This is a genomic window from Streptococcus sp. SM5 (assembly GCF_027497975.1).
On sequence record NZ_JAJNSC010000011.1, the window covers coordinates 25,849 to 46,997 of the forward strand.

22 protein-coding genes are annotated in these 21,149 nt (G+C 37.4%); 10 read left to right on the forward strand and 12 right to left on the reverse strand.

Going from position 1 to position 21,149, the window contains the following annotated elements:
- The 3 genes from PAN07_RS09440 to lysS all read left to right on the forward strand — a co-directional run bounded on the left by PAN07_RS09440 (position 1) and on the right by lysS (position 2,995).
- Positions 1-843, forward strand: coding sequence for a DUF368 domain-containing protein (locus tag PAN07_RS09440; protein ID WP_250307247.1), 843 nt, complete (start codon positions 1-3; stop codon positions 841-843).
- Positions 843-1,325 carry an aminoacyl-tRNA deacylase gene (locus PAN07_RS09445; protein WP_269797759.1) on the forward strand — a complete coding sequence of 161 codons (483 nt, stop codon included), beginning with the start codon at positions 843-845 and terminating at the stop codon, positions 1,323-1,325. The genes PAN07_RS09440 and PAN07_RS09445 overlap by 1 nt, the downstream gene beginning before the upstream one ends.
- Positions 1,326-1,504: 179 nt before the next feature.
- Complete coding sequence (gene lysS, locus PAN07_RS09450; protein ID WP_269797760.1) at positions 1,505-2,995, forward strand: lysine--tRNA ligase; 1,491 nt, start codon at positions 1,505-1,507, stop codon at positions 2,993-2,995.
- Positions 2,996-3,083: 88 nt separating this feature from the next.
- On the opposite strand, the gene PAN07_RS09455 is transcribed toward lysS, so the two are convergent.
- The gene (locus PAN07_RS09455) at positions 3,084-4,754 is read right to left on the reverse strand and encodes a formate--tetrahydrofolate ligase (protein WP_269797761.1); all 1,671 of its coding nucleotides are present in this window, start codon (positions 4,752-4,754) and stop codon (positions 3,084-3,086) included.
- Positions 4,755-4,975: 221 nt separating this feature from the next.
- On the opposite strand from PAN07_RS09455, the gene PAN07_RS09460 reads away from it, so the two are divergent.
- The 3 genes from PAN07_RS09460 to PAN07_RS09470 are packed head-to-tail and all read left to right on the forward strand — an operon-like array spanning position 4,976 to position 6,775.
- Positions 4,976-5,665, forward strand: coding sequence for a phosphopantothenate--cysteine ligase (locus PAN07_RS09460; RefSeq protein WP_269797762.1), 690 nt, complete (start codon positions 4,976-4,978; stop codon positions 5,663-5,665).
- An 11-nt stretch (positions 5,666-5,676) separates the two neighbouring features.
- Complete coding sequence (gene coaC, locus PAN07_RS09465; RefSeq protein ID WP_269797763.1) at positions 5,677-6,228, forward strand: phosphopantothenoylcysteine decarboxylase; 552 nt, start codon at positions 5,677-5,679, stop codon at positions 6,226-6,228.
- Positions 6,212-6,775, forward strand: coding sequence for an ECF transporter S component (locus PAN07_RS09470; protein ID WP_269797764.1), 564 nt, complete (start codon positions 6,212-6,214; stop codon positions 6,773-6,775). The genes coaC and PAN07_RS09470 overlap by 17 nt, the downstream gene beginning before the upstream one ends.
- A gap of 43 nt (positions 6,776-6,818) precedes the next feature.
- Here the strand turns inward: PAN07_RS09470 and udk are convergent, their stop codons facing one another.
- The 3 genes from udk to PAN07_RS09485 form a co-directional block, all read right to left on the reverse strand.
- The gene (gene udk, locus PAN07_RS09475) at positions 6,819-7,457 is read right to left on the reverse strand and encodes a uridine kinase (protein ID WP_269797765.1); all 639 of its coding nucleotides are present in this window, start codon (positions 7,455-7,457) and stop codon (positions 6,819-6,821) included.
- Positions 7,458-7,576: 119 nt separating this feature from the next.
- Complete coding sequence (gene ptsP / locus PAN07_RS09480) at positions 7,577-9,310, reverse strand: phosphoenolpyruvate--protein phosphotransferase (RefSeq protein ID WP_269797766.1); 1,734 nt, start codon at positions 9,308-9,310, stop codon at positions 7,577-7,579.
- A gap of 3 nt (positions 9,311-9,313) precedes the next feature.
- A complete protein-coding gene (locus PAN07_RS09485) occupies positions 9,314-9,577 on the reverse strand; it encodes a phosphocarrier protein HPr (RefSeq protein ID WP_000146952.1) in 264 nt (87 codons plus the stop codon).
- A gap of 363 nt (positions 9,578-9,940) precedes the next feature.
- Between PAN07_RS09485 and nrdH the strand changes: the two genes are divergently transcribed.
- The 4 genes from nrdH (at position 9,941) to PAN07_RS09505 (ending at position 14,432) form a co-directional block, all read left to right on the forward strand.
- The gene (gene nrdH, locus PAN07_RS09490; RefSeq protein ID WP_075567610.1) at positions 9,941-10,159 is read left to right on the forward strand and encodes a glutaredoxin-like protein NrdH; all 219 of its coding nucleotides are present in this window, start codon (positions 9,941-9,943) and stop codon (positions 10,157-10,159) included.
- A 70-nt stretch (positions 10,160-10,229) separates the two neighbouring features.
- Complete coding sequence (gene nrdE, locus PAN07_RS09495) at positions 10,230-12,389, forward strand: class 1b ribonucleoside-diphosphate reductase subunit alpha (protein ID WP_269797767.1); 2,160 nt, start codon at positions 10,230-10,232, stop codon at positions 12,387-12,389.
- Between the two features lie 178 nt (positions 12,390-12,567).
- Positions 12,568-13,530, forward strand: a complete 963-nt coding sequence (gene nrdF / locus PAN07_RS09500; protein WP_075567612.1) for a class 1b ribonucleoside-diphosphate reductase subunit beta — start codon at positions 12,568-12,570, stop codon at positions 13,528-13,530.
- Positions 13,531-13,664: 134 nt separating this feature from the next.
- Positions 13,665-14,432: a DeoR/GlpR family DNA-binding transcription regulator gene (locus PAN07_RS09505; RefSeq protein ID WP_269797768.1), complete on the forward strand. Its 768-nt coding sequence runs from the start codon at positions 13,665-13,667 to the stop codon at positions 14,430-14,432.
- Positions 14,433-14,487: 55 nt separating this feature from the next.
- Here PAN07_RS09505 and lacD read toward each other — a convergent pair whose 3' ends face one another.
- From lacD to PAN07_RS09545, 8 genes are all read right to left on the reverse strand, one after another.
- On the reverse strand, positions 14,488-15,468 hold the full coding sequence (gene lacD / locus PAN07_RS09510) for a tagatose-bisphosphate aldolase (RefSeq protein ID WP_006152000.1): 981 nt from the start codon (positions 15,466-15,468) through the stop codon (positions 14,488-14,490).
- A gap of 1 nt (position 15,469) precedes the next feature.
- Positions 15,470-16,399: a tagatose-6-phosphate kinase gene (locus PAN07_RS09515; protein ID WP_006152191.1), complete on the reverse strand. Its 930-nt coding sequence runs from the start codon at positions 16,397-16,399 to the stop codon at positions 15,470-15,472.
- A 10-nt stretch (positions 16,400-16,409) separates the two neighbouring features.
- The gene (gene lacB, locus PAN07_RS09520) at positions 16,410-16,925 is read right to left on the reverse strand and encodes a galactose-6-phosphate isomerase subunit LacB (protein WP_001216925.1); all 516 of its coding nucleotides are present in this window, start codon (positions 16,923-16,925) and stop codon (positions 16,410-16,412) included.
- A gap of 29 nt (positions 16,926-16,954) precedes the next feature.
- Positions 16,955-17,380, reverse strand: a complete 426-nt coding sequence (gene lacA / locus PAN07_RS09525) for a galactose-6-phosphate isomerase subunit LacA (protein WP_006151484.1) — start codon at positions 17,378-17,380, stop codon at positions 16,955-16,957.
- Positions 17,381-17,642: 262 nt separating this feature from the next.
- On the reverse strand, positions 17,643-18,536 hold the full coding sequence (locus PAN07_RS09530) for an aldose 1-epimerase family protein (RefSeq protein WP_269797769.1): 894 nt from the start codon (positions 18,534-18,536) through the stop codon (positions 17,643-17,645).
- A gap of 95 nt (positions 18,537-18,631) precedes the next feature.
- Positions 18,632-20,107, reverse strand: a complete 1,476-nt coding sequence (locus PAN07_RS09535) for a PTS galactitol transporter subunit IIC (protein WP_269797770.1) — start codon at positions 20,105-20,107, stop codon at positions 18,632-18,634.
- Between the two features lie 49 nt (positions 20,108-20,156).
- Positions 20,157-20,462, reverse strand: a complete 306-nt coding sequence (locus tag PAN07_RS09540) for a PTS sugar transporter subunit IIB (RefSeq protein ID WP_006151856.1) — start codon at positions 20,460-20,462, stop codon at positions 20,157-20,159.
- Positions 20,463-20,503: 41 nt separating this feature from the next.
- Entirely contained in the window at positions 20,504-20,980 is a 477-nt protein-coding gene (locus tag PAN07_RS09545) for a PTS sugar transporter subunit IIA (RefSeq protein ID WP_006148588.1), read from the reverse strand.
- Positions 20,981-21,149 lie beyond the last annotated feature (169 nt).

A 21,149-nucleotide genomic window follows, 5' to 3' on the forward strand; every position in this document is an offset into this window, starting at 1 on the left:
ATGTTATCTTGGATTTCAAAAATGATTAAAGGAATAGTAATTGCTCTAGGGTTTATCTTACCTGGAATTTCCGGAGGTGTCCTAGCTGCAATTTTGGGGATTTATGAACGTATGATTCGTTTCTTAGCCCATCCCTTCAAGCAACTAAAAGAAGACGTTCTTTATTTCTTACCAGTTGCTATTGGTATGTTACTTGGTATTGGGTTGTTCTCTTACCCCATTGAGTACTTACTTGAACACTACCAAGTATATGTCTTATGGAGTTTTGCTGGTGCAATTATCGGTACTGTTCCTAGTTTAGTAAAAGAAGCTAATCGTGATTCTGAAAGGGATAAAATAGACCTCATTTGGTTTTGGACAACCTTTATAGTTTCAGGTATTGCACTTTACGGACTTAATTTCGTAGTAGGAAGTTTATCCGCATCTTTCTTAAACTTTATACTTGCAGGTTCCTTACTAGCACTTGGAATTCTTGTTCCAGGTCTAAGCCCATCAAACTTACTCTTGATTTTAGGACTATACGGACCTATGCTTACAGGTTTCAAATCTTTCGACCTATTTGGCACGTTCCTACCAATTGGTATCGGAGCTGTTCTTACTCTCATAGCTTTTTCAAAATTTATGGACTATGCTCTTCGCGTCTACCACTCTCGTGTTTATCACTTTATTATTGGTATCGTACTTTCAAGTACTCTACTAATTTTATTACCAAATGCTGGAAGTCCTGAAAGCATAAGTTACAGTGGCTTATCAATTGTATCCTATGTTATCATCGCCTTCTTCTTCGCTCTTGGTATCTGGTTGGGTATTTGGATGAGTCAATTAGAGGAAAAATACAAATAATGGCTAAAAAAACAAAAGTAAAGAAAACATTAGTTGAACAAATTTTAACCAAATCAGGAGTAGCCCATACCGGGATTCAAATTAATGCTCTTGAGGGACAATTGCCAGAAGGGATTGAAAGAAACCATATTTTTAAAACCTTAGCTCTTTTAGGAGATAAGTCAGGACCTATTATCGGTATTCTACCTATTACTGAACATCTATCTGAAAAGAAACTTGCCAAAGTTTCAGGCAATAAAAAAGTTAGTATGATTCCTCAAAAAGATTTGGAAAAAACGACTGGCTATATACACGGAGCCAATAATCCCGTTGGTATAAGACAAAAACATCAGTATCCAATTTTTATAGATCAATCCGCTCTTTCTCTTAATGAGATAATCGTGTCAGCCGGTGAAGTTGAACATAGTATTATCATTAATCCTGAAGATTTGGCTCAATTTGTCAGAGCTGAATTTGCTGATATAATGTTAGATTCAGAATAAGAAAAATTTACCGTTAAGAAACAAAATTTTGTTTCTTCTTCAAAGAACTTGACTCGCCAGTTAAGTTCTTTTTAGTTTTTATAGAATATCCGTGAATTTCTCGACTATTTATGATAAAATGGAGTATCGTGAAAATTTGATTTATTATTTCAAAATTCGATTAAAATTAGGAGGAACTCATGTCAACAGAACATATGGAAGAATTGAATGACCAGCAGATCGTTCGCCGTGAAAAAATGGCTGCGCTCCGTGAACAAGGAATTGATCCATTCGGTAAACGTTTTGAACGTACTGCTAACTCTCAAGAACTAAAAGATAAATTTGCTGACCTTGATAAAGAACAACTACATGAATTAAACGAAACTGCTACTATCGCTGGACGTTTAGTAACAAAACGCGGTAAAGGTAAAGTTGGATTTGCTCACCTTCAAGACCGCGAAGGTCAAATCCAAATCTACGTTCGTAAAGATGCTGTCGGTGAAGAAAACTACGAAATCTTTAAAAAAGCTGACCTTGGAGACTTCCTTGGGGTCGAAGGTGAAGTCATGCGTACAGATATGGGAGAACTCTCTATCAAAGCTACTCATATCACACACTTGTCTAAAGCACTACGTCCGCTTCCAGAGAAATTCCACGGCTTAACAGACGTTGAGACAATCTACCGCAAACGTTACCTTGATTTGATTTCAAACCGCGAAAGCTTTGAACGCTTTGTTACCCGTTCAAAAATCATCTCTGAAATCCGTCGTTACCTTGATGCTCAAGGATTCCTTGAAGTTGAAACTCCAGTTCTTCACAACGAAGCTGGAGGTGCTGCTGCCCGTCCGTTTATCACTCACCACAATGCACAGAACATTGATATGGTACTTCGTATCGCGACTGAGCTTCACTTAAAACGCCTTATCGTTGGTGGTATGGAACGCGTTTATGAGATCGGTCGTATCTTCCGTAACGAAGGAATGGATGCCACACACAATCCCGAGTTCACTTCGATCGAAGTTTATCAAGCTTATGCAGACTTCCAGGACATCATGGACTTGACTGAAGGTATTATCCAACACGTTGCTAGAGCCGTTAAAGGCGACAGTCCAGTTATCTATCAAGGAACTGAAATCAAGATTCACGAGCCATTTAAACGTGTTCACATGGTTGATGCTATCAAGGAAATTACTGGTGTAGATTTCTGGCAAGACATGACTTTCGAAGAAGCTAAAGCTATCGCGGCTGAGAAGAAAGTCCCAGTTGAAAAACACTACACCGAAGTTGGTCACATCATAAATGCCTTCTTTGAAGAATTTGTCGAAGAAACTTTGATTCAGCCTACCTTTGTTTATGGTCACCCAGTAGCTGTATCTCCACTTGCTAAGAAGAATCCTGAAGACGAGCGCTTTACTGACCGTTTCGAGCTCTTCATCATGACTAAAGAATATGGAAATGCCTTCACAGAATTGAACGATCCAATCGATCAGCTTAGCCGATTTGAAGCCCAAGCAAAAGCTAAAGAACTTGGAGATGATGAAGCAACAGGCATTGACTACGACTACATTGAAGCCCTTGAATATGGTATGCCACCAACAGGTGGTTTGGGAATCGGTATCGACCGTCTCTGCATGCTCCTCACTGATACTACTACTATCCGTGACGTACTTCTTTTCCCAACTATGAAATGAAATAAAATTAAACTCCTAGAAGATTTCTAGGAGTTTTTTCTAATACAAAAGACAACCTTATCAAAGAGGTTGTCTTTTTGTTATTGAACTAGAATAATCCAAGAACAGTTCCATCACTTTCAACATCCATGTTGAGAGCGGCAGGTCTTTTTGGAAGACCAGGCATGGTCATAACATCACCAGTAAGGGCAACGATAAAGCCTGCACCAAGTTTTGGTACCAATTCACGAATAGTAATTTCAAAGTTTTCAGGTGCACCAAGAGCATTTGGATTATCTGAAAAACTGTATTGAGTTTTAGCCATACAGATTGGCAGTTTATCCCAACCATTTTGTACGATTTGTGCAATTTGAGTTTGGGCTTTCTTCTCGAAGTTTACTTTGCTACCACGGTAGATTTCGGTAACAATCTTTTCAATCTTTTCTTGAACAGAGAGTTCATTGTCATACAATCTAGTATATTTTGCAGGAGTTTCAGCAATCGTTTTGACAACAGTTTCAGCAAGCGCTACTCCACCTTCTGCACCATTAGCCCAAACACTTGCTAATTCAACCGGCACATCAATAGAGGCACAAAGCTCTTTCAAGGTTGCTATTTCAGCTTCTGTATCTGATACAAATTCGTTGATAGCAACAACTGCTGGGATACCGAACTTACGGATATTCTCAACGTGGCGTTTCAAGTTAGCAAAACCTGCACGAACTGCTTCTACATTTTCTTCTGTCAGAGCATCTTTAGCAACTCCACCATTCATCTTAAGAGCACGAAGAGTTGCTACGATAACGACCGCAGATGGAGCAGTTGGCAGGTTTGGAGTCTTGATATCCAGGAACTTCTCTGCACCAAGGTCTGCACCAAAGCCAGCTTCAGTTACTGTGTAATCAGCTAAGCGAAGAGCTGTTTTTGTAGCCAATACAGAGTTACAACCGTGGGCAATATTTGCAAAAGGACCACCGTGTACAAAGGCAGGTGTACCATAGATTGTTTGAACCAAGTTTGGCTTGATAGCATCTTTCAAAATCAATGCCAAAGCACCCTCAACCTGCAAATCACCAACTGAAACAGGTGTACGGTCATAACGATAGCCGATGACGATATTAGCTAAACGACGTTTTAAGTCATCAATGTCTGTTGATAAACAAAGAATTGCCATAATTTCTGAAGCTACAGTAATATCAAAACCATCTTCGCGCGGAATACCATTTAGAGGACCACCAAGTCCAACAGTCACATGACGAAGGGCACGGTCGTTCAAGTCAACTACACGTTTCCAGAGAATACGACGTTGGTCAATTCCTAGCTCGTTTCCTTGGTGCAAGTGATTGTCAATCAAGGCCGAGAGAGCATTGTTAGCAGTTGTGATAGCATGCATATCACCGGTAAAGTGAAGGTTGATATCTTCCATTGGTAATACTTGAGCATAACCACCACCTGCTGCACCACCTTTAATCCCCATTACAGGACCAAGAGAAGGTTCTCGAATAGCAATCATGGTTTTCTTACCAATCATATTCAAAGCATCAGCAAGACCAATGGTTATAGTTGACTTCCCTTCACCTGCTGGTGTTGGGTTAATAGCAGTAACCAAGATTAACTTACCAACTGGATTGCTCTCAACCTCACGGATTTTATCAAAGCTAAGTTTAGCCTTGTACTTACCATACAACTCCAAATCATCGTAAGAAATCCCAAGTTTCTCAACAACATCAACGATTGGTTTTAGCTCTATACTCTGCGCAATTTCAATATCTGTTTTCATATTAAACTCCTATGCCCTATTATCTTTTAACTCATTATAACACAAAACAAGATTTTTTTATATAAAAACGAACTTAATGTTCGTATTTTTCTCTTTAATTCTTTAATATAACAAAAATTATCTATTTTTTATATGTCTTTATAGATAATAACTATAATAACTCAAAGCTAAACTAAACCGCTTTCTTTGACTTAAAACATTTTTTTGTGTAGAATGGTTCTATGAAAATTTTAGTAACTTCTGGTGGTACTAGTGAGTCTATAGACCGTGTTCGCTCTATCACTAATCACTCTACAGGTCGTCTTGGCTTGGTTATAACAGAAGCTTTAATAAAAGCAGGTCATGAAGTTTGCTTGATTACAACTTCTCATGCAATTAAACCAGCTAGTCATCCAAATCTTAAAATTATAGAGATTAAGAATACTTTGGATTTACTTGAGGAGATGCGAAATCTTGTTAAAGATTACCAAGTTTTAATTCATTCTATGGCTGTATCTGACTATACCCCGGTCTACATGACAAGTATAGATGAGGTACAAGCAAGCCAAGATCTATCGGAATTTCTAACTAAGCATAATACTGAGACCAAAATTTCTTCAAAGGAAGATGCTCAGATTCTTTTTCTTAAGAAAAATCCTAAGATTATTTCTCTGGTCAAAGAATGGAATCCTAAAATTCATCTAATAGGTTTTAAACTCCTGGTTGATGTTACAAAGGATCATTTGATAGATGTTGCTAGAGAAAGTCTTAAAAAGAATCAAGCGGACATTATTGTTGCTAATGATTTGACTCAAATAAACTCTGATCAACACCTGGCTTACTTAGTTGAAAAAAATGATTATCAAACAGCATACAGCAAACAAGAAATCGCTGAGCTAATAATTAAAAAAATTCAAGGATTTACTTTTTAGAAAGGAAAGTTATGGCTCACATTACTCTTGCAATTACTGGTTCAATTGCTTCATACAAGGCTGCTGATTTAGTCAGTTCTTTGAAAAAGCAAGGACATAGTGTATCAGTCTTGATGACAAAAGCTGCTACAGATTTTATACAACCATTAACACTGCAAGTTTTGTCCCAAAATCTGGTTCATCTCGATGTCATGCAAGAACCTTATCCAGACCAAGTCAACCACATCGAGAGAGGAAAAGAAACTGACTTGTTTATCGTTGCTCCAGCAACTGCTAATACCATTGCAAAATTAGCACATGGTTTTGCCGATAATATGGTGACTAGTACTGCTCTGGCATTACCAAAAAATATTCCTAAATTATTAGCACCTGCTATGAATACAAAAATGTTTACCCACCCTGCCACACAGACAAATCTTAAAACTCTTGAAAGCTATGGATACGGGATTATCTCTCCTAAAGAATCTCTCTTAGCTTGTGGCGACTTCGGAAGCGGCGCTTTAGCCGATTTGGAAATTATTATAGAAAGAATAAAGGAAACTCTCAATGAACAAACGCTCTAACATCGCACCTGTTGCTATCTTTTTTGCAAGTATGATTGTCATCCATCTACTTAGCTCTATCTTATTTAATGTATTACCATTCCCAATTAAACCAACTATTGTACACATTCCTGTTATTATTGGAAGTATCATTTACGGCCCACGTATTGGAGCTATTCTTGGATTTTTAATGGGTATGATTAGCTTAACAGTTAATACAATTACTATCTTACCAACTAGCTATCTTTTCTCACCGTTTGTACCAAACGGCAATATCTATTCATTAATCATCGCTATTGTTCCTCGTATCCTCATCGGTTTGACTCCTTACTTTGTTTATAAACTTTTTAAAAACAAAGCTGGTCTTATCTTTGCTGGTGCTCTTGGTTCTCTAACAAATACTGTATTTGTATTAGGTGGAATCTTCTTCCTTTTCGGAAGTGTATTTGATGGAAATATCCAAAAACTATTAGCTACTGTTATCTCAACAAACTCAATTGCAGAATTAATTATCTCGGCTGTTTTAACTGCACTCATTGTTCCAAGACTTGAGAAAATTAAACAATAAAAGAAAACCTGTATCCTATTGATACAGGTTTTTTGAATAATTTTTAATTAGATAAGCGTGCTTCTGCTAAAATCTTTTCAATCTTAGTAGTCAACAAGTCAATAGCAACTGTATTTGTCACACCTTCAGGGATTACAATGTCGGCGTAACGTTTAGTTGGCTCGATAAATTGGTGATACATCGGTTTAACCACACCAAGGTATTGCTCAATGACACTATCGAGGCTACGTCCACGTTCTTCCATATCACGTTTAATACGACGAATAATACGTACATCATCATCAGTATCAACAAAAATCTTGATATCCATTAGATCGCGTAGACGTTGATCTTCTAAAACTAAAATACCCTCAACAATGAAAACATCTTGTGGTTCTTGACGGTATGTTTTTGAACTACGAGTATGTTCAGTATAATCATAAGTCGGGATGTCAACTGGTCGCCCTGCCAACAACTCTTTGATTTGCTCAATCATTAAGTCAGTATCAAAAGCAAATGGATGATCATAATTTGTTTTAATTCTCTCTTCAAAGGTTAAATGAGATTGATCCTTATAGTAGGAATCATGCTCAATCATGGCAATTTTTTCATTTGGAAAATGTGACAGAATTGCCCTAGAAACACTAGTTTTTCCCCCACCAGATCCTCCAGTTACTCCGATAATGATTGGTCTGTTTTGCATAGTCGCCTCCGTATTTTTCCTTTGTCTATTCTACCATATTTTTAGGAAATTTTACAGGTGGACATTTAAAATATAAAGCAAAAAACCCTGTAGTTGATGCTACAAGGTTTTAAATAATATTAGTCAAAATTAACGTATTCTTTAGAAAGCTCAAGAACTTCTTCCATTGTTGAACATTCAGTAAGAGCACGGTTAGCGTATTCTTGCATCTTAGCTGTGTCCAGTTTCTTCATCAAGCTACGTGTACGAAGTACAGATGTAGCTGACATAGAGAACTCATCCAAGCCCATTCCAACAAGTAGTGGAACAGCAGTTTGGTCACCGGCCATTTCACCACACATACCAGCCCATTTACCTTCAGCGTGAGCTGCTTTGATTACGTTGTTAATCAAGCGAAGGATTGATGGGTTATATGGTTGGTAAAGGTATGAAACTTGCTCGTTCATACGGTCAGCAGCCATTGTGTATTGGATAAGGTCATTTGTACCGATTGAGAAGAAATCAACTTCTTTAGCAAATTGGTCTGCAAGCATAGCTGCGGCTGGGATTTCAATCATGATACCAACTTGGATATCATCTGCAACTGCGACACCTTCAGCAACCAATTTTGCTTTTTCTTCTTCAAGAATAGCTTTAGCAGTACGGAACTCTTTCAACAAAGCAACCATTGGGAACATGATACGCAATTTACCGTGAACAGATGCACGAAGCAATGCACGCAATTGTGTACGGAACATTTGGTTACCAGTTTCAGAGATAGAGATACGTAAAGCACGGTAGCCCAAGAATGGGTTCATTTCTTTAGGAAGATCGAAGTAAGGAAGTTCTTTATCCCCACCGATATCCATTGTACGAACAACAACAGGTTTACCGTTCATACCTTCAAGAACTGCTTTATACGCTTCGTATTGATCATCTTCAGTTGGGAAGTCTTGAGAATCCATGTACAAGAACTCTGTACGATAAAGACCTACTGCTTCTGCACCGTTATCATTAACACCCTCAACATCTTTAGGTGTTCCAATGTTTGCAGCCAACTCAAAGTGTTTTCCATCTGCAGTAACTGTTTTAGCATCTTTCAAAAGAGCCCATTCTGCTTTTTGTTGAGCGTAAGCTTCACCAGCTGCTTTAAATTCTGCAATTTGTTCTTCACTTGGGTTAATAACAACTTCACCAGAGATACCTGAAACAGCCAAAACATCGCCATCTTTTACAAGCTCAGTAATGTTGTTTGTACCCAAAACAGCAGCAATTTCAAGTGTACGAGCCATGATAGCTGAGTGGCTTGTACGTCCACCGATGTTAGTTACAAAAGCTTTTACAAAGTTTTTGTCCAATTGAGCAGTATCAGATGGAGTCAAGTCGTGTGCAATGACGATTACTTCTTCATTAATAGAAGCTGGGTTTGGTAATTTCTTACCAAGAAGATTTGCCAAAACACGTTTAGTAACGTCTCGAATATCAGCTGCACGTTCTTGCATGTATGGATTGTCTTCCATGCCTTCAAAAATCGTGATAAACATGTCTGTAACTTCTTTAAGACCTGCTTCTGCATTCACTTTTTTAGCACGGATAGTTTCTTTAATTTGACCGATTAATTCAGGGTCAGAAAGAACCATTAAGTGAGCGTCAAAAACTTGCGCTGCTTCTTCACCAAGCGTACCTACTGCTTTTTCACGGATAAGAGAAAGCTCGTTTTGAGAAGCTTCAAGAGCAACATCTAAACGAGCTTCTTCAGCATTTGTATCTTCGACTGAAACAGTTTCGAATGATAAATCCGGTTGTACAAGTAGATATGCTTTTGCAACGGCAACACCATCAGATGCTGCAATTCCTTTAAGCATTTCTGTCATTTCTTATGCCAATCCTTCTTTTTCCATTGTTTCTGAGATAGCAGCGATAGCGTCATCAGCGTCTGCGCCTTCAGCAGTAATTGTAACGTCAGCTCCTTGACCAACACCAAGGCTCATAACACCCATGATAGATTTAAGGTTAACTGATTTACCTTTGTACTCAAGAGTAATGTCTGAAGCAAATTTGCTAGCAGTTTGTACCAACAAAGTTGCTGGACGTGCGTGAATACCTGTTTCTGCCACTACGTGGAAATCTTTAGAAGCCATAGTTTGACTCTCCTTTAATTGTTTTCTTGTTGAGTTATATCTGATAACCCTTACAGTTTTGTATTATATCATTTTAAAGTATCTTTTTCAAGTATTTTATGGACTTTCTCCAATTTACTTTCAGATAACTTGCAGAAAATATTTCAAATTTTTTAAGCCTACACCTTATGTAGTTTTTTTATTTTTTCTTGATTCAAGAAACCTACATATAAAGCGTTTTCCATTTTTAGAATCACTATATATTGTGTTTTTGAATAAAATATTAAAAAGAATTATACAATATTTAGTTTTCTTTCGTTGACAAAGATTTTTTTTCTGATATACTAAGAAGGGTATAATTAATTTGAAAGAGGAGTTCTATAAATGGTAACCGTATATTCTAAAAATAACTGTGTCCAATGTAAGATGACAAAACGATTTTTAGACAGCAATAATATCGCATATCAAGAAATCAATCTTGATGAACAACCTGAATATATCGAACAAGTTAAAGGACTCGGCTTTAGTGCTGCTCCTATCATTCAAACACCAACTGAAGTGTTCTCTGGTTTCCAACCAGCAAAACTCAAGCAACTTGTATAAAATCAGGATTTAAAAAGCTTCTATGTAAACCTTAGAAGCCTTTATTTTGTAATTAGATAAGGGAAATTTTATGGGATTAAAACAACTTGAAGACGTAACATACTTCCGTCTAAATAATGAAATTAACCGTCCAGTCAATGGACAAATCATGCTTCATAAAGATAAAGAAGCCTTAGATGCATTTTTTAAAGAAAATGTTGTACCGAACTCAATGGTATTTGATTCAATTTTAGATAAAATTGACTACCTTGTTAAACACAACTACATTGAAACAGGCTTTATTAAAAAATATCGCCCAGAATTTTTTGTAGAATTGTATCAATTTATAAAAGAACAAAACTTCCAATTCAAGTCTTTTATGGCTGCCTACAAATTCTATAATCAGTATGCTCTTAAGACAAACGACGGAGAATACTATTTAGAGAATATGGAAGATCGTGTCTTCTTTAATGCTGTCTACTTTGCAGATGGTGACGAAGCAATTGCAACTGATATTGCTAACGAGATTATCCATCAACGTTATCAACCAGCCACTCCATCTTTCTTGAACGCTGGTCGTGCACGTCGTGGAGAGTTAGTATCTTGTTTCTTGATCCAGGTTACAGATGATATGAACTCTATTGGCCGTTCTATCAACTCTGCTCTTCAACTTTCACGTATTGGTGGTGGCGTTGGGATCACCCTTAGTAACCTACGTGAAGCTGGTGCTCCTATCAAGGGTTACGAAGGAGCTGCGTCTGGTGTCGTTCCAGTTATGAAGCTCTTTGAAGATAGCTTCTCTTACTCAAACCAATTGGGACAACGTCAGGGGGCTGGAGTGGTTTACCTCAACGTCTTTCACCCTGATATCATCGCATTTCTTTCAACTAAAAAAGAAAATGCCGATGAGAAAGTTCGTGTTAAGACTTTGTCACTTGGTGTTGTAGTACCAGATAAATTCTACGAATTGGCTCGCAAGAATGAAGATATGTATCTCTTCAGCCCATACTCTGTTGAGAGAGAGTACGGTGTAGCATTTAACTATATCGACATTACTGAGAAGTATGATGAACTAGTAGCAAATCCTAACATTCGTAAGACAAAAATCAAGGCACGTGATTTAGAGACTGAAATTTCTAAATTGCAACAAGAATCTGGCTATCCTTATGTAGTCAACATCGATACTGCTAACCGTGCAAATCCTGTTGATGGGAAGATTATCATGAGTAACTTGTGTTCTGAGATTCTCCAAGTCCAAGAACCAAGCTTGATTAATGACGCGCAAGAATTTCTTGAGATGGGAACCGACATTTCATGTAACCTTGGTTCAACCAACGTTGTCAACATGATGACATCGCCAGACTTTGGACGCTCTATTCGTGCTATGGTTCGTGCTCTTACCTTTGTTACTGATAATTCTCATATCAAAGCTGTACCAACAATTGACTATGGAAATAGCTTAGCTCATACATTCGGTCTTGGTGCAATGGGACTACATAGCTACCTTGCGCAACAATTGATTGAGTATGGATCAGAAGAGTCTATCGAATTTACAAGCATTTATTTCATGCTCATGAACTATTGGACTCTGGTTGAATCAAATAACATCGCACGTGAACGTGGTGTAACCTTCCATAATTTTGAAAAATCTGACTACGCAAATGGAACTTATTTCGATAAGTATACGTCTGGTCAATTTGTTCCAAAATCAGAACGCGTGAAAGAACTCTTTAAAGATATCTTTATCCCAACTGCTGCAGACTGGGCTGAGCTTCGTGATAAGGTTCAAGCTGATGGTCTTTACCACCAAAACCGTTTAGCTGTAGCACCAAATGGATCAATCAGTTACATCAACGATGTTTCTGCTTCTATCCACCCTATAACGCAACGTATCGAAGAACGTCAAGAGAAGAAAATTGGTAAGATTTACTATCCTGCTGCAGGATTGTCAACAGATACCATTCCTTTCTACACTTCAGCCTACGATATGGATATGCGTAAGGTTATCGATGTATACGCTGCTGCTACTGAACACGTGGATCAAGGACTTTCACTCACTCTCTTCATGCGTAGTGACATTCCAAAAGGTCTTTACGAATGGAAGAAAGAAAACAAACAAACCACACGTGACCTATCTATCCTACGTAACTATGCCTTCAATAAGGGCATCAAGTCTATCTACTACGTCCGTACCTTTACAGATGACGGTGGTGAAGTAGGCGCTAACCAATGTGAGAGCTGTGTAATTTAGAACATCTCTCAAATCGAATCTGGGTTTTCATACTCACTTATAATTAAGTTGATGTGATTGATAAAATCATGATACAATTAAAAAGTCGGTTTCCCGACTTTTTGTGCGATACTCCTTTGAAATATTAGAATAGGAAGAACTAACTTATCGCATTACTACACACAGAAAGAGATTTCAAATGCAAACTTACTACAAAGCCATTAACTGGAATGCTATCGAAGATGTCATTGATAAATCAACTTGGGAAAAACTGACTGAGCAGTTCTGGCTCGATACTCGTATCCCTTTATCAAATGACTTGGATGACTGGAGAAAATTATCTAACAAAGAAAAAGACCTAGTTGGTAAAGTCTTTGGTGGATTAACCCTTCTTGATACCATGCAATCTGAAACAGGGGTTCAGGCCCTTCGCTCTGATATTCGCACACCTCACGAGGAAGCTGTTTTTAATAACATCCAATTTATGGAATCTGTCCACGCAAAATCCTACTCTTCTATCTTTTCAACTTTGAATACTAAGTCTGAAATCGAAGAAATCTTTGAATGGACAAATACAAATCCATATCTTCAGAAAAAAGCGGAAATCATCAATGAAATTTACCTAAATGGTACACCACTTGAAAAGAAGGTAGCTAGTGTTTTCCTTGAAACCTTCCTCTTCTATTCTGGTTTCTTTACACCACTCTACTATCTTGGTAATAATAAGCTAGCTAACGTAGCTGAAATCATTAAACTGATCATTCGTGACGAGTCTGTACACGGAACCTATATTGGTTACAAGTTCCAGCTTGGTTTCAACGAATTACCAGAAGAAGAACAAGAAAAACTCAAAGAATGGATGTACGATCTCCTTTATACTCTTTATGAAAACGAAGAAGGTTATACAGAAAGTTTATATGATGGTGTTGGTTGGACTGAAGAAGTTAAAACTTTCCTTCGTTATAATGCTAATAAAGCCCTTATGAATCTTGGACAAGATCCACTTTTCCCAGACTCAGCAGACGATGTAAACCCAATCGTTATGAACGGAATTTCAACTGGTACATCTAACCATGACTTCTTCTCTCAAGTTGGTAATGGCTACCTGCTTGGTGAAGTTGAGGCTATGCAAGACGAAGACTACAATTATGGATTAGATTAATAACTATCTTTTAAAAAAACATCTAAGTTTGTTTGAAAACTCAGATGTTTTTTTGTTTTTTGTTTATTTATGTTCTTTAAATTGATTGATTTTTTACTTTGTGGTATTATAGTATTGGATATGGAGGTAATCCAATGCTTAAACAAGAAAAACTAGATAGAATTTTAGAAACTGTTAATACCAAGGGAACTATCACTGTTAAAGAGATTATGACTAGTCTGGATATATCAGATATGACAGCTAGACGATACCTTCAGGAATTAGCTGATAAGGATCTACTTGTCCGTGTTCATGGAGGTGCTGAAAAACTTCGTACTGGTTCTCTTCTATCTAATGAAAGATCCAACATTGAAAAACAAGGTCTTCAGACTGCTGAGAAACAAGAAATTGCTAAATTTGCTGGTCATCTAGTTGAAGAAAGAGAAACCATTTTTATTGGTCCTGGTACTACTCTAGAGTACTTTGCTCGAGAACTACCAATTGACAATATCCGAGTTGTTACCAATAGTTTACCTGTATTTCTGATTCTAAATGAACGAAAACTAACGGATTTGATATTAATCGGTGGTAATTATCGTGATATTACAGGAGCTTTTGTAGGAACTCTTACCCTACAAGACCTTGCTAGCTTGCAATTTTCTAAAGCTTTTGTAAGCTGTAATGGAATAAAAGAACATGCTATTGCTACTTTCAGCGAAGAAGAAGGTGAAGTTCAAAAAATAGCTCTTCAAAATGCAAATAAAAAATATCTCTTGGCGGACCACAGCAAATTTGATAAGTTTGATTTTTACACATTTTATAATATCGCTGATATTGATACAATTATTTCAGATTCAAAATTAAATGATAAAACTCTTAAAGCTTTGGAAAAAGAAACACAAATTATCAAGTCTAAGCCATAAAAAAGTCTCACTATATGTGAGACTTTTTTATTTTTAAATGATTTCAAAGGATACCTTACACACGTTCAGTCCATGAAGTTGCTGTTGTTTTAAGAACTTTGTTGAGTTCATCGATGTTCTCAAAACCAGTTGTACGAAGCCATTCGCGAGCAGCTGCTTCACCGTCTTTGATATAAGCTTCAACTGATCCAGCCCATGTTGCACGTCCACAAAGAACACCATTGAAGTTTGCACCTGATTCGTGGGCAAATACAAGAGTTTCTTGGAAGAGCTTAGCTGATACACCTGCACTCAAGTATATGTATGGCAAGTTAGTAGCTTCGTCTTGAGCTTTAAAGAAGGCTGCTGCTTCTTCACGTGTATGAACGATTTCGCCATCGCCAAATCCTTCAACGTATTTCACGTTAACTGGAACTTCCACTTTCAAGACATCGATGTTAAAGCGTGGGTCTGAGAAGACCTTCATAGCACCAATAACCTTGCGTGGTTTTACTTTAGCGTATTCTGCAGAACCTGCGTCCGCAATCTTTTCATCGTAAGCCAAGATTTCAAGGAAGAATGGAATATCTTCAGCTACACACTCAGAACCAATACGTTCAATGTAGGCTTGTTTTTGTTGGTTGAGTTCGTCAGAGCTATCTACGTCATAGTAAAGCAAGAATTTAACGGCATCTGCACCTTGTTCTTTGATACGTTTTGCAGACCAAACGTCCAAGCAGTCTGGCAAGCGTTTTGTACTTGTTGTATCGTATCCTGTTTTTTCATAAGCAAGGAGAAGACCTGCATTTGGATCAAGTGCTTTTGTAGCTGGAAGCCCGTACTCAGGGTCAAGTAGCATAGATGAAGCATATTTAGTCAATTCATCTGCTACCAATACTTTAAGTTCTTCCATTTGAGCAACTGTTGGCTCTTCTGTTTGGTATTGAGCCATGAGGCGTTTCAAAGCACCACGTTGGTCAAAAGCGAGAGCTGAGATGATACCATTCTCATCAGAGAGTTTTTGCATACAAGCGCGTTTATTTTCTGTTAAAACCATTTTATACCTCTTTCACAATTAATTGGTCATATAGACCTTGATAGTTAGCCATATTGACATGACCGGTCATTTTTTCTTGAGCATTAAGCATACCAAGGACATTTGCCTTGATCAACAGTTCTTGATCCGTTTCTTTATGGAAAAGACCTGAAGCAATACCTGCCACTGTAGAATCGCCAGAACCGACTGGATTTACTACTTGAATTCTTGGAATATCTACTTTGTAGAAAGTGTTACCGTGTTTGGCAAAGGCACCATTAGCGCCTAAGGAAACGATAATCCACTCGATTCCATCAAATAGTGGTTCTTGAAGGACTTCTTTTAATTCATCCAAATCTTTAGAAATTTCTCTTCCTAAAAGTTGAGATAATTCTTCATTATTTGGTTTGATGACTGTTGGTTTATGTGGAGACTCAAGAACTGCCTGAAGTGCAGCGCCTGAACAGTCCAAGACAACAGGTTTACCAGCTTGGTTAGCAAGTTCAACTAAACTAGCATAGTAATCCACTGGAAGTCCTGCTGGTAGACTACCTGAAATGGCCACTACCTCTACAGTCTCTAAAAGTTCTTTGAAATGAGCCAAGAAATCTTGACCTTCTTTTTCTTGAACTTCAGGACCTTTTTCTAGGATTTCTGTTTGGTTTTCTCCATGTAGAATTGCGATACAGTTACGGGTTTCACCTTGAATAGAGAAGAAACGTTTGCTTACTTTATCATCAATATTCTCTACTAAAAAATCACCAAGTTTACCACCGACAAGTCCTGTTGCGACTACGGAGTCACCAAATTCTGATAGGACACGAGTAACGTTAAGACCTTTACCACCAGCCGTTTTAGTGACATCTACAACACGGTTGACAGTGTCAATTTTCAATTCATCCAAAGGATAGGAAATATCAATGGATGGGTTCATTGTGACTGTTAAAATCATAAGTCACCTCTTAGTCGTGGTATTCACCACGATCCCATTTTTCAAGGAACTCTGTAAAGAAGTTGGCATCAGTTTGATGATCGTTATGAGTTTCAACGTGTTGGATTTTAGCGATCAATTTTTTGTTTTCTTCTGATGGTTTGTATTCAGCGTTGATGAAAGCTTCAATGATATCACACATGAGCAATTCACCAGTGATTTTACCACCAAATCCGATTACGTTGGCATTCAATTGTTCTTTAGCGTAAAGAGCTGTTGTCATATCACGAACTAATGCTGAACGAACACCAGGAACCTTGTTAACTGCGTTATTGATACCTACACCAGTACCACAGATACATACACCAAGATCAGCTTGGCCACTAACTACTGCTTCACCAACTTTTTTACCAAAGATTGGATAGTGGGTGCGAGCGTGGTCATAAGTACCAAAGTCGATAACTTCATGTCCTTTTGATTTCAAAAATTCTGAAACAGCCATTTTTTCATTTGTTACGATGTGGTCACATCCGATTGCAATTCTCATTTTATCTTACCTTTCTTTCAATATCAAAATTAGCACATTTTATTCAACATGTCGACACGGATTTGGTGACGACCACCGTCGTATTTACCATTTACAAAGCCTTTAGCAATGTTTTTAGCCAATTCATCACCAACAAGTTGAGCACCCATCGTAATCATACGTGAGTTGTTGTGACCGCGAGTCATATAAGCTGAACGTTCATCAGATACTTCTGCAGCAACCATTCCTTTGATTTTAGTAGCAACCATAAACGGACCTGCACCATAAGCATCAATGACGATACCAAGGTTTTGTTCTTCTTTCTTAACTTCTTCCGCAACCGCAAGAGTTACATCAACGAAGTCTTGACCTTCTGCTGTAACATCCACTACGTGGAAGTTTTCTTTTTCTAAGAAGTTTTTTACAACTTCTTTCAATCTTAAACCTGCAGCATCTGCACCAATAACAATAGCCATATTGTATACTCCTTTTTTATAATAGACCAGTAAAACTTTCTGATTCTAGCCTAAAAGAGACCTTTCTCAAATAGTTACTAGTAGTTTTGTTGACAATCATTTAAATTAAGAACAAATATCTTATTCGTTTCTTAATAAGCTTTCTTCAGAGAAAAGCCAGAACAGTAATATTGTTAAAATAAACACAAATTGTTCTTTATAAACATAATATACTACTATTAGTTGGAAAAGTCAACAATTTATGTTTGTTTTTGTTTATTTTTTATAAAATCTCGATATCAAATCCAATCTGATCAAAATCACTAGGTTTTATAATCTTAACATCTTTCTTATCTTCCAGTCTATCTCCTTCTTCTATTGAAGTAGACAAACCTGACCATGGTTCCAAGGCAATAAAAGGACCTTTATTAAGAGTTGACCATACGATTAAATTTGGAAACTCTTTAAAATGTAGTTTCAAACCTTTATCATGTTTTCGTGAACGCAAAGCTACTGTGCGAGATTCCAACTCATCTAATGTCACAGCATCATAGCTAAAGAAGTCATAATTCAAGTCTATTTCTTTTTGTTTGTTTAACCAAGAACTTCTATCTTTGAAATCCAACATTCCTGTTTCTGGGAAAGGTTTTGGAACTGTACATGTTTCTGGCTTTTCAAATTCAAGATAGTAATCCTCATACACTTCACCATCTAATAATGGACAGTTAAAACCAGGATGCCCACCAATAAAATATGGCATACTCTTTTCTAATTCTTTATTATAGACTTTATACTGAGTACGTATGGTTTTCCCAGTCACTGTATAAGTGATTTCTAAACGAAAATGATAAGGGTAATTTTCATACATTTCTTCATCGTCTTCAATAGCGAATGTAACAGAATTATCTGTTTGTTCTACTAATGTAAAATCTTTTTTTCTTACTAAGCCATGTCGAGGGATTTTTCCTTCTTTTTGACTACCATCTTCCTTATCATAAAGGACCGTATCATTTCTTACTGAACCACATATTGGGAATAATACGGGTGCTTGCCCACTCCAATAAGTTGGATCCCCCTGCCACAAATACTCTACATCATCTTTATCTTTTATAGAGGATAGAGCTCCTCCAAGTGTTTGAAACTCAACATTTAATTGATCTGATTTTAATACAATCATAAGTCTTACCTCCAATTTTCTAAAAAAACTAGGCTGACTGCTTCATAGTGGAAACTGACAACCTAGTTTTTACAATTTACATTTTTAGGAGCAAATTATTTTGCGTTTGCTGCGTATTCTTCGTTACGTTTGATCATTTGTTTTCTGTACCATGCGAAAATACCGATATAGAAAGTAAGGAAGATCACTGCACCAATAATTGCTTTGATATCACCTGTTGTAGTGTTACCAATTGTCCAGCCAAGAAGTTTTTCGATTGGTCCTTCAAGTGTTGAGTGAGTGATCAATTGAGTTTGGCTCACACCTTCTGGGAAGGCACCTACACTTTTAGCAAGATCTGTTGCAAATGGTGCGATAAGTGTACCTGAAAGAAGGAAGAGTGGCAACAATAGTGTTCCGAAGATAATCATACGAAGCAATTTACCACGAGTAACTACCAAGAGAGCTGGAGTTACACCCATTGCGATGATACCAGCAAGTGGCAAGATACCATTTCCGACGTTTGAAAGAAGCACTGCTTCAATCAACATGATTGGTGCAAGAACGTTCGCACAAGCCCAGATTTCAGCGCGACCAGCTACGAATGGCCAGTCAAGACCGATGTTGAATTTACGTCCTTGAAGACGTTTAGTAGCAACGTTTGTAATACCTTGTGAAAGTGGCTCTACGGCTGCGATGAACCATGAACCAATAAGTGAGAAGAGCTCCAAGCAGACACCGGCAGTCAAACCAAGTGACAACCAACCTTTAATTACAAGTTCCCATTTATCAGCACCTTCTACACCTGCAACCGGATGTGGAGTACCCATCAAACCGATAACGATACCAAGGATGAAACCGATGAAGAATTTAGATCCCCAGAAACCGATTCTCTTGTTCAATTTAGCAGCGTCAAAGTCATATTTATCAAGACCTGGGAAGAATTTATCAAAAATCTTATCCAAAACCATGATAACTGGGTTCATCATGTAGTTCATGTGAGTTGAAGTCATTGGTGATGAACTTGGTGCGTTAAGTAGGTCATCAAATGTAGGTTTCATCAAGTCAGAGTTAATAATTTTAAGAACCCCTACAAGAACAACTGCTGCAGTCGCGATGAAAAGAGAAACCCCTTGACCAACTCCACTCTTGTCAGCATACCATTTAATCAAAAGACCTGTGATAGACAAGTGCCAGATATCGAAGATATCAACGTCAAGTGTGTCTGTTTTCTTCATTGCAAGCATTACAATGTTGACAATCAACATAACTAGCAAGAAGTATAGAGTCCATGCAGATCCCCAAGTGATTGTTGCAAGTGGTGCCCAACCAACGTCGGTGATTGTCAATTGAATACCAGTATTTTCAACGAATTTTGCAAGTGAAGCTGAGAAAGCTCCGTTAAGCATTCCGATGATAGCACCGATACCAGTAAGTGCGATGGCAAGTTTGATACCACCTTCAAGTGCTTTAGAGAATTTAACTCCGAAAAGCAAGGCCAATACTGTCAAAATGATCAGCATGATAATTGGGCCACCCATAGCCAAGATTGGCTTGAATACTTTATTGGCCAACTCAATAATGAAATCCATAATTTTTCCTCCCTTTATGATGTGTTATGGAATATTAACAAAATAATAATTAACTTAATCCGTGTTCTTTGATTGCTGCTTCAATATTGTCATAAACTGGAGCGCTCATAGCTGGAATACGGAACAAGATTGGGCCAGCTTCAACTACTGGGATACCAGGGTCAAAACCTAAGTCTGTTGCAGCAATTGGTGTGAAGATATCATAACCTTTAATCAAGTCTTCGTTGACATCTTTAACCATAACTGCGTCACACTGTACGTCGTATCCACGGCTAGATAGCTCTTCTTCTAGAGCGCTTTTAATTTGGTGGCTTGAGTTAACACCTGCACCACATGCAGCAAGAATTTTAATCATTTGGATTTCCTCCGATTTTTATTTACTATTTATTTATGAATTTAAGCAGTTGCTTCTGAGATATACTGGAACAAAGCTTCTGGTTCTGTAATCTTAGAAAGTGCTTCTAGATGACCATTACCTGTAAAGAAGTCCATCAATTGAGCAAGAATATTTGTTTGACTCGAACTTGAATTATTGATGATAAAGAAGAGTAATGATACTTCTACTTCCTTGTCAGGAGCAATCATGTTGTGGAATGTTACTGGTTTCGCTAAGCGAACCACAACAACGTTTTCAGTTAAATTATGAATCGTGTCTGTGTGAGGGATTGCTACATTCGGCAAGTCCTTCCCAAGAAATTCCATATCTAAACCGGTTGGGAACATTTTTTCACGTTCAATCAATGCCGATCGATAGGTATCCGTAACAACTTTCTTTTCTTCCAATAGGGTTGCAACTTGATCAAATAGTTGCTCTTGATTATCTGCTTCTAAACAAAAAACTAAGTCTTTGCTGAAGAAATGATCTAATCCCATGACCTTCTCCCTTCATATTTAACTTTTATGATAAAAGTATAACACTATATGAAACCGTTGTCAATATTTTTTTGTTTTATTTTGTTTGAAATTTATCTTTTTATGTTTGACATATTTTACTTACTCAACTACAAACAAATATCTTACAGATATATATTTCTTTAGACTA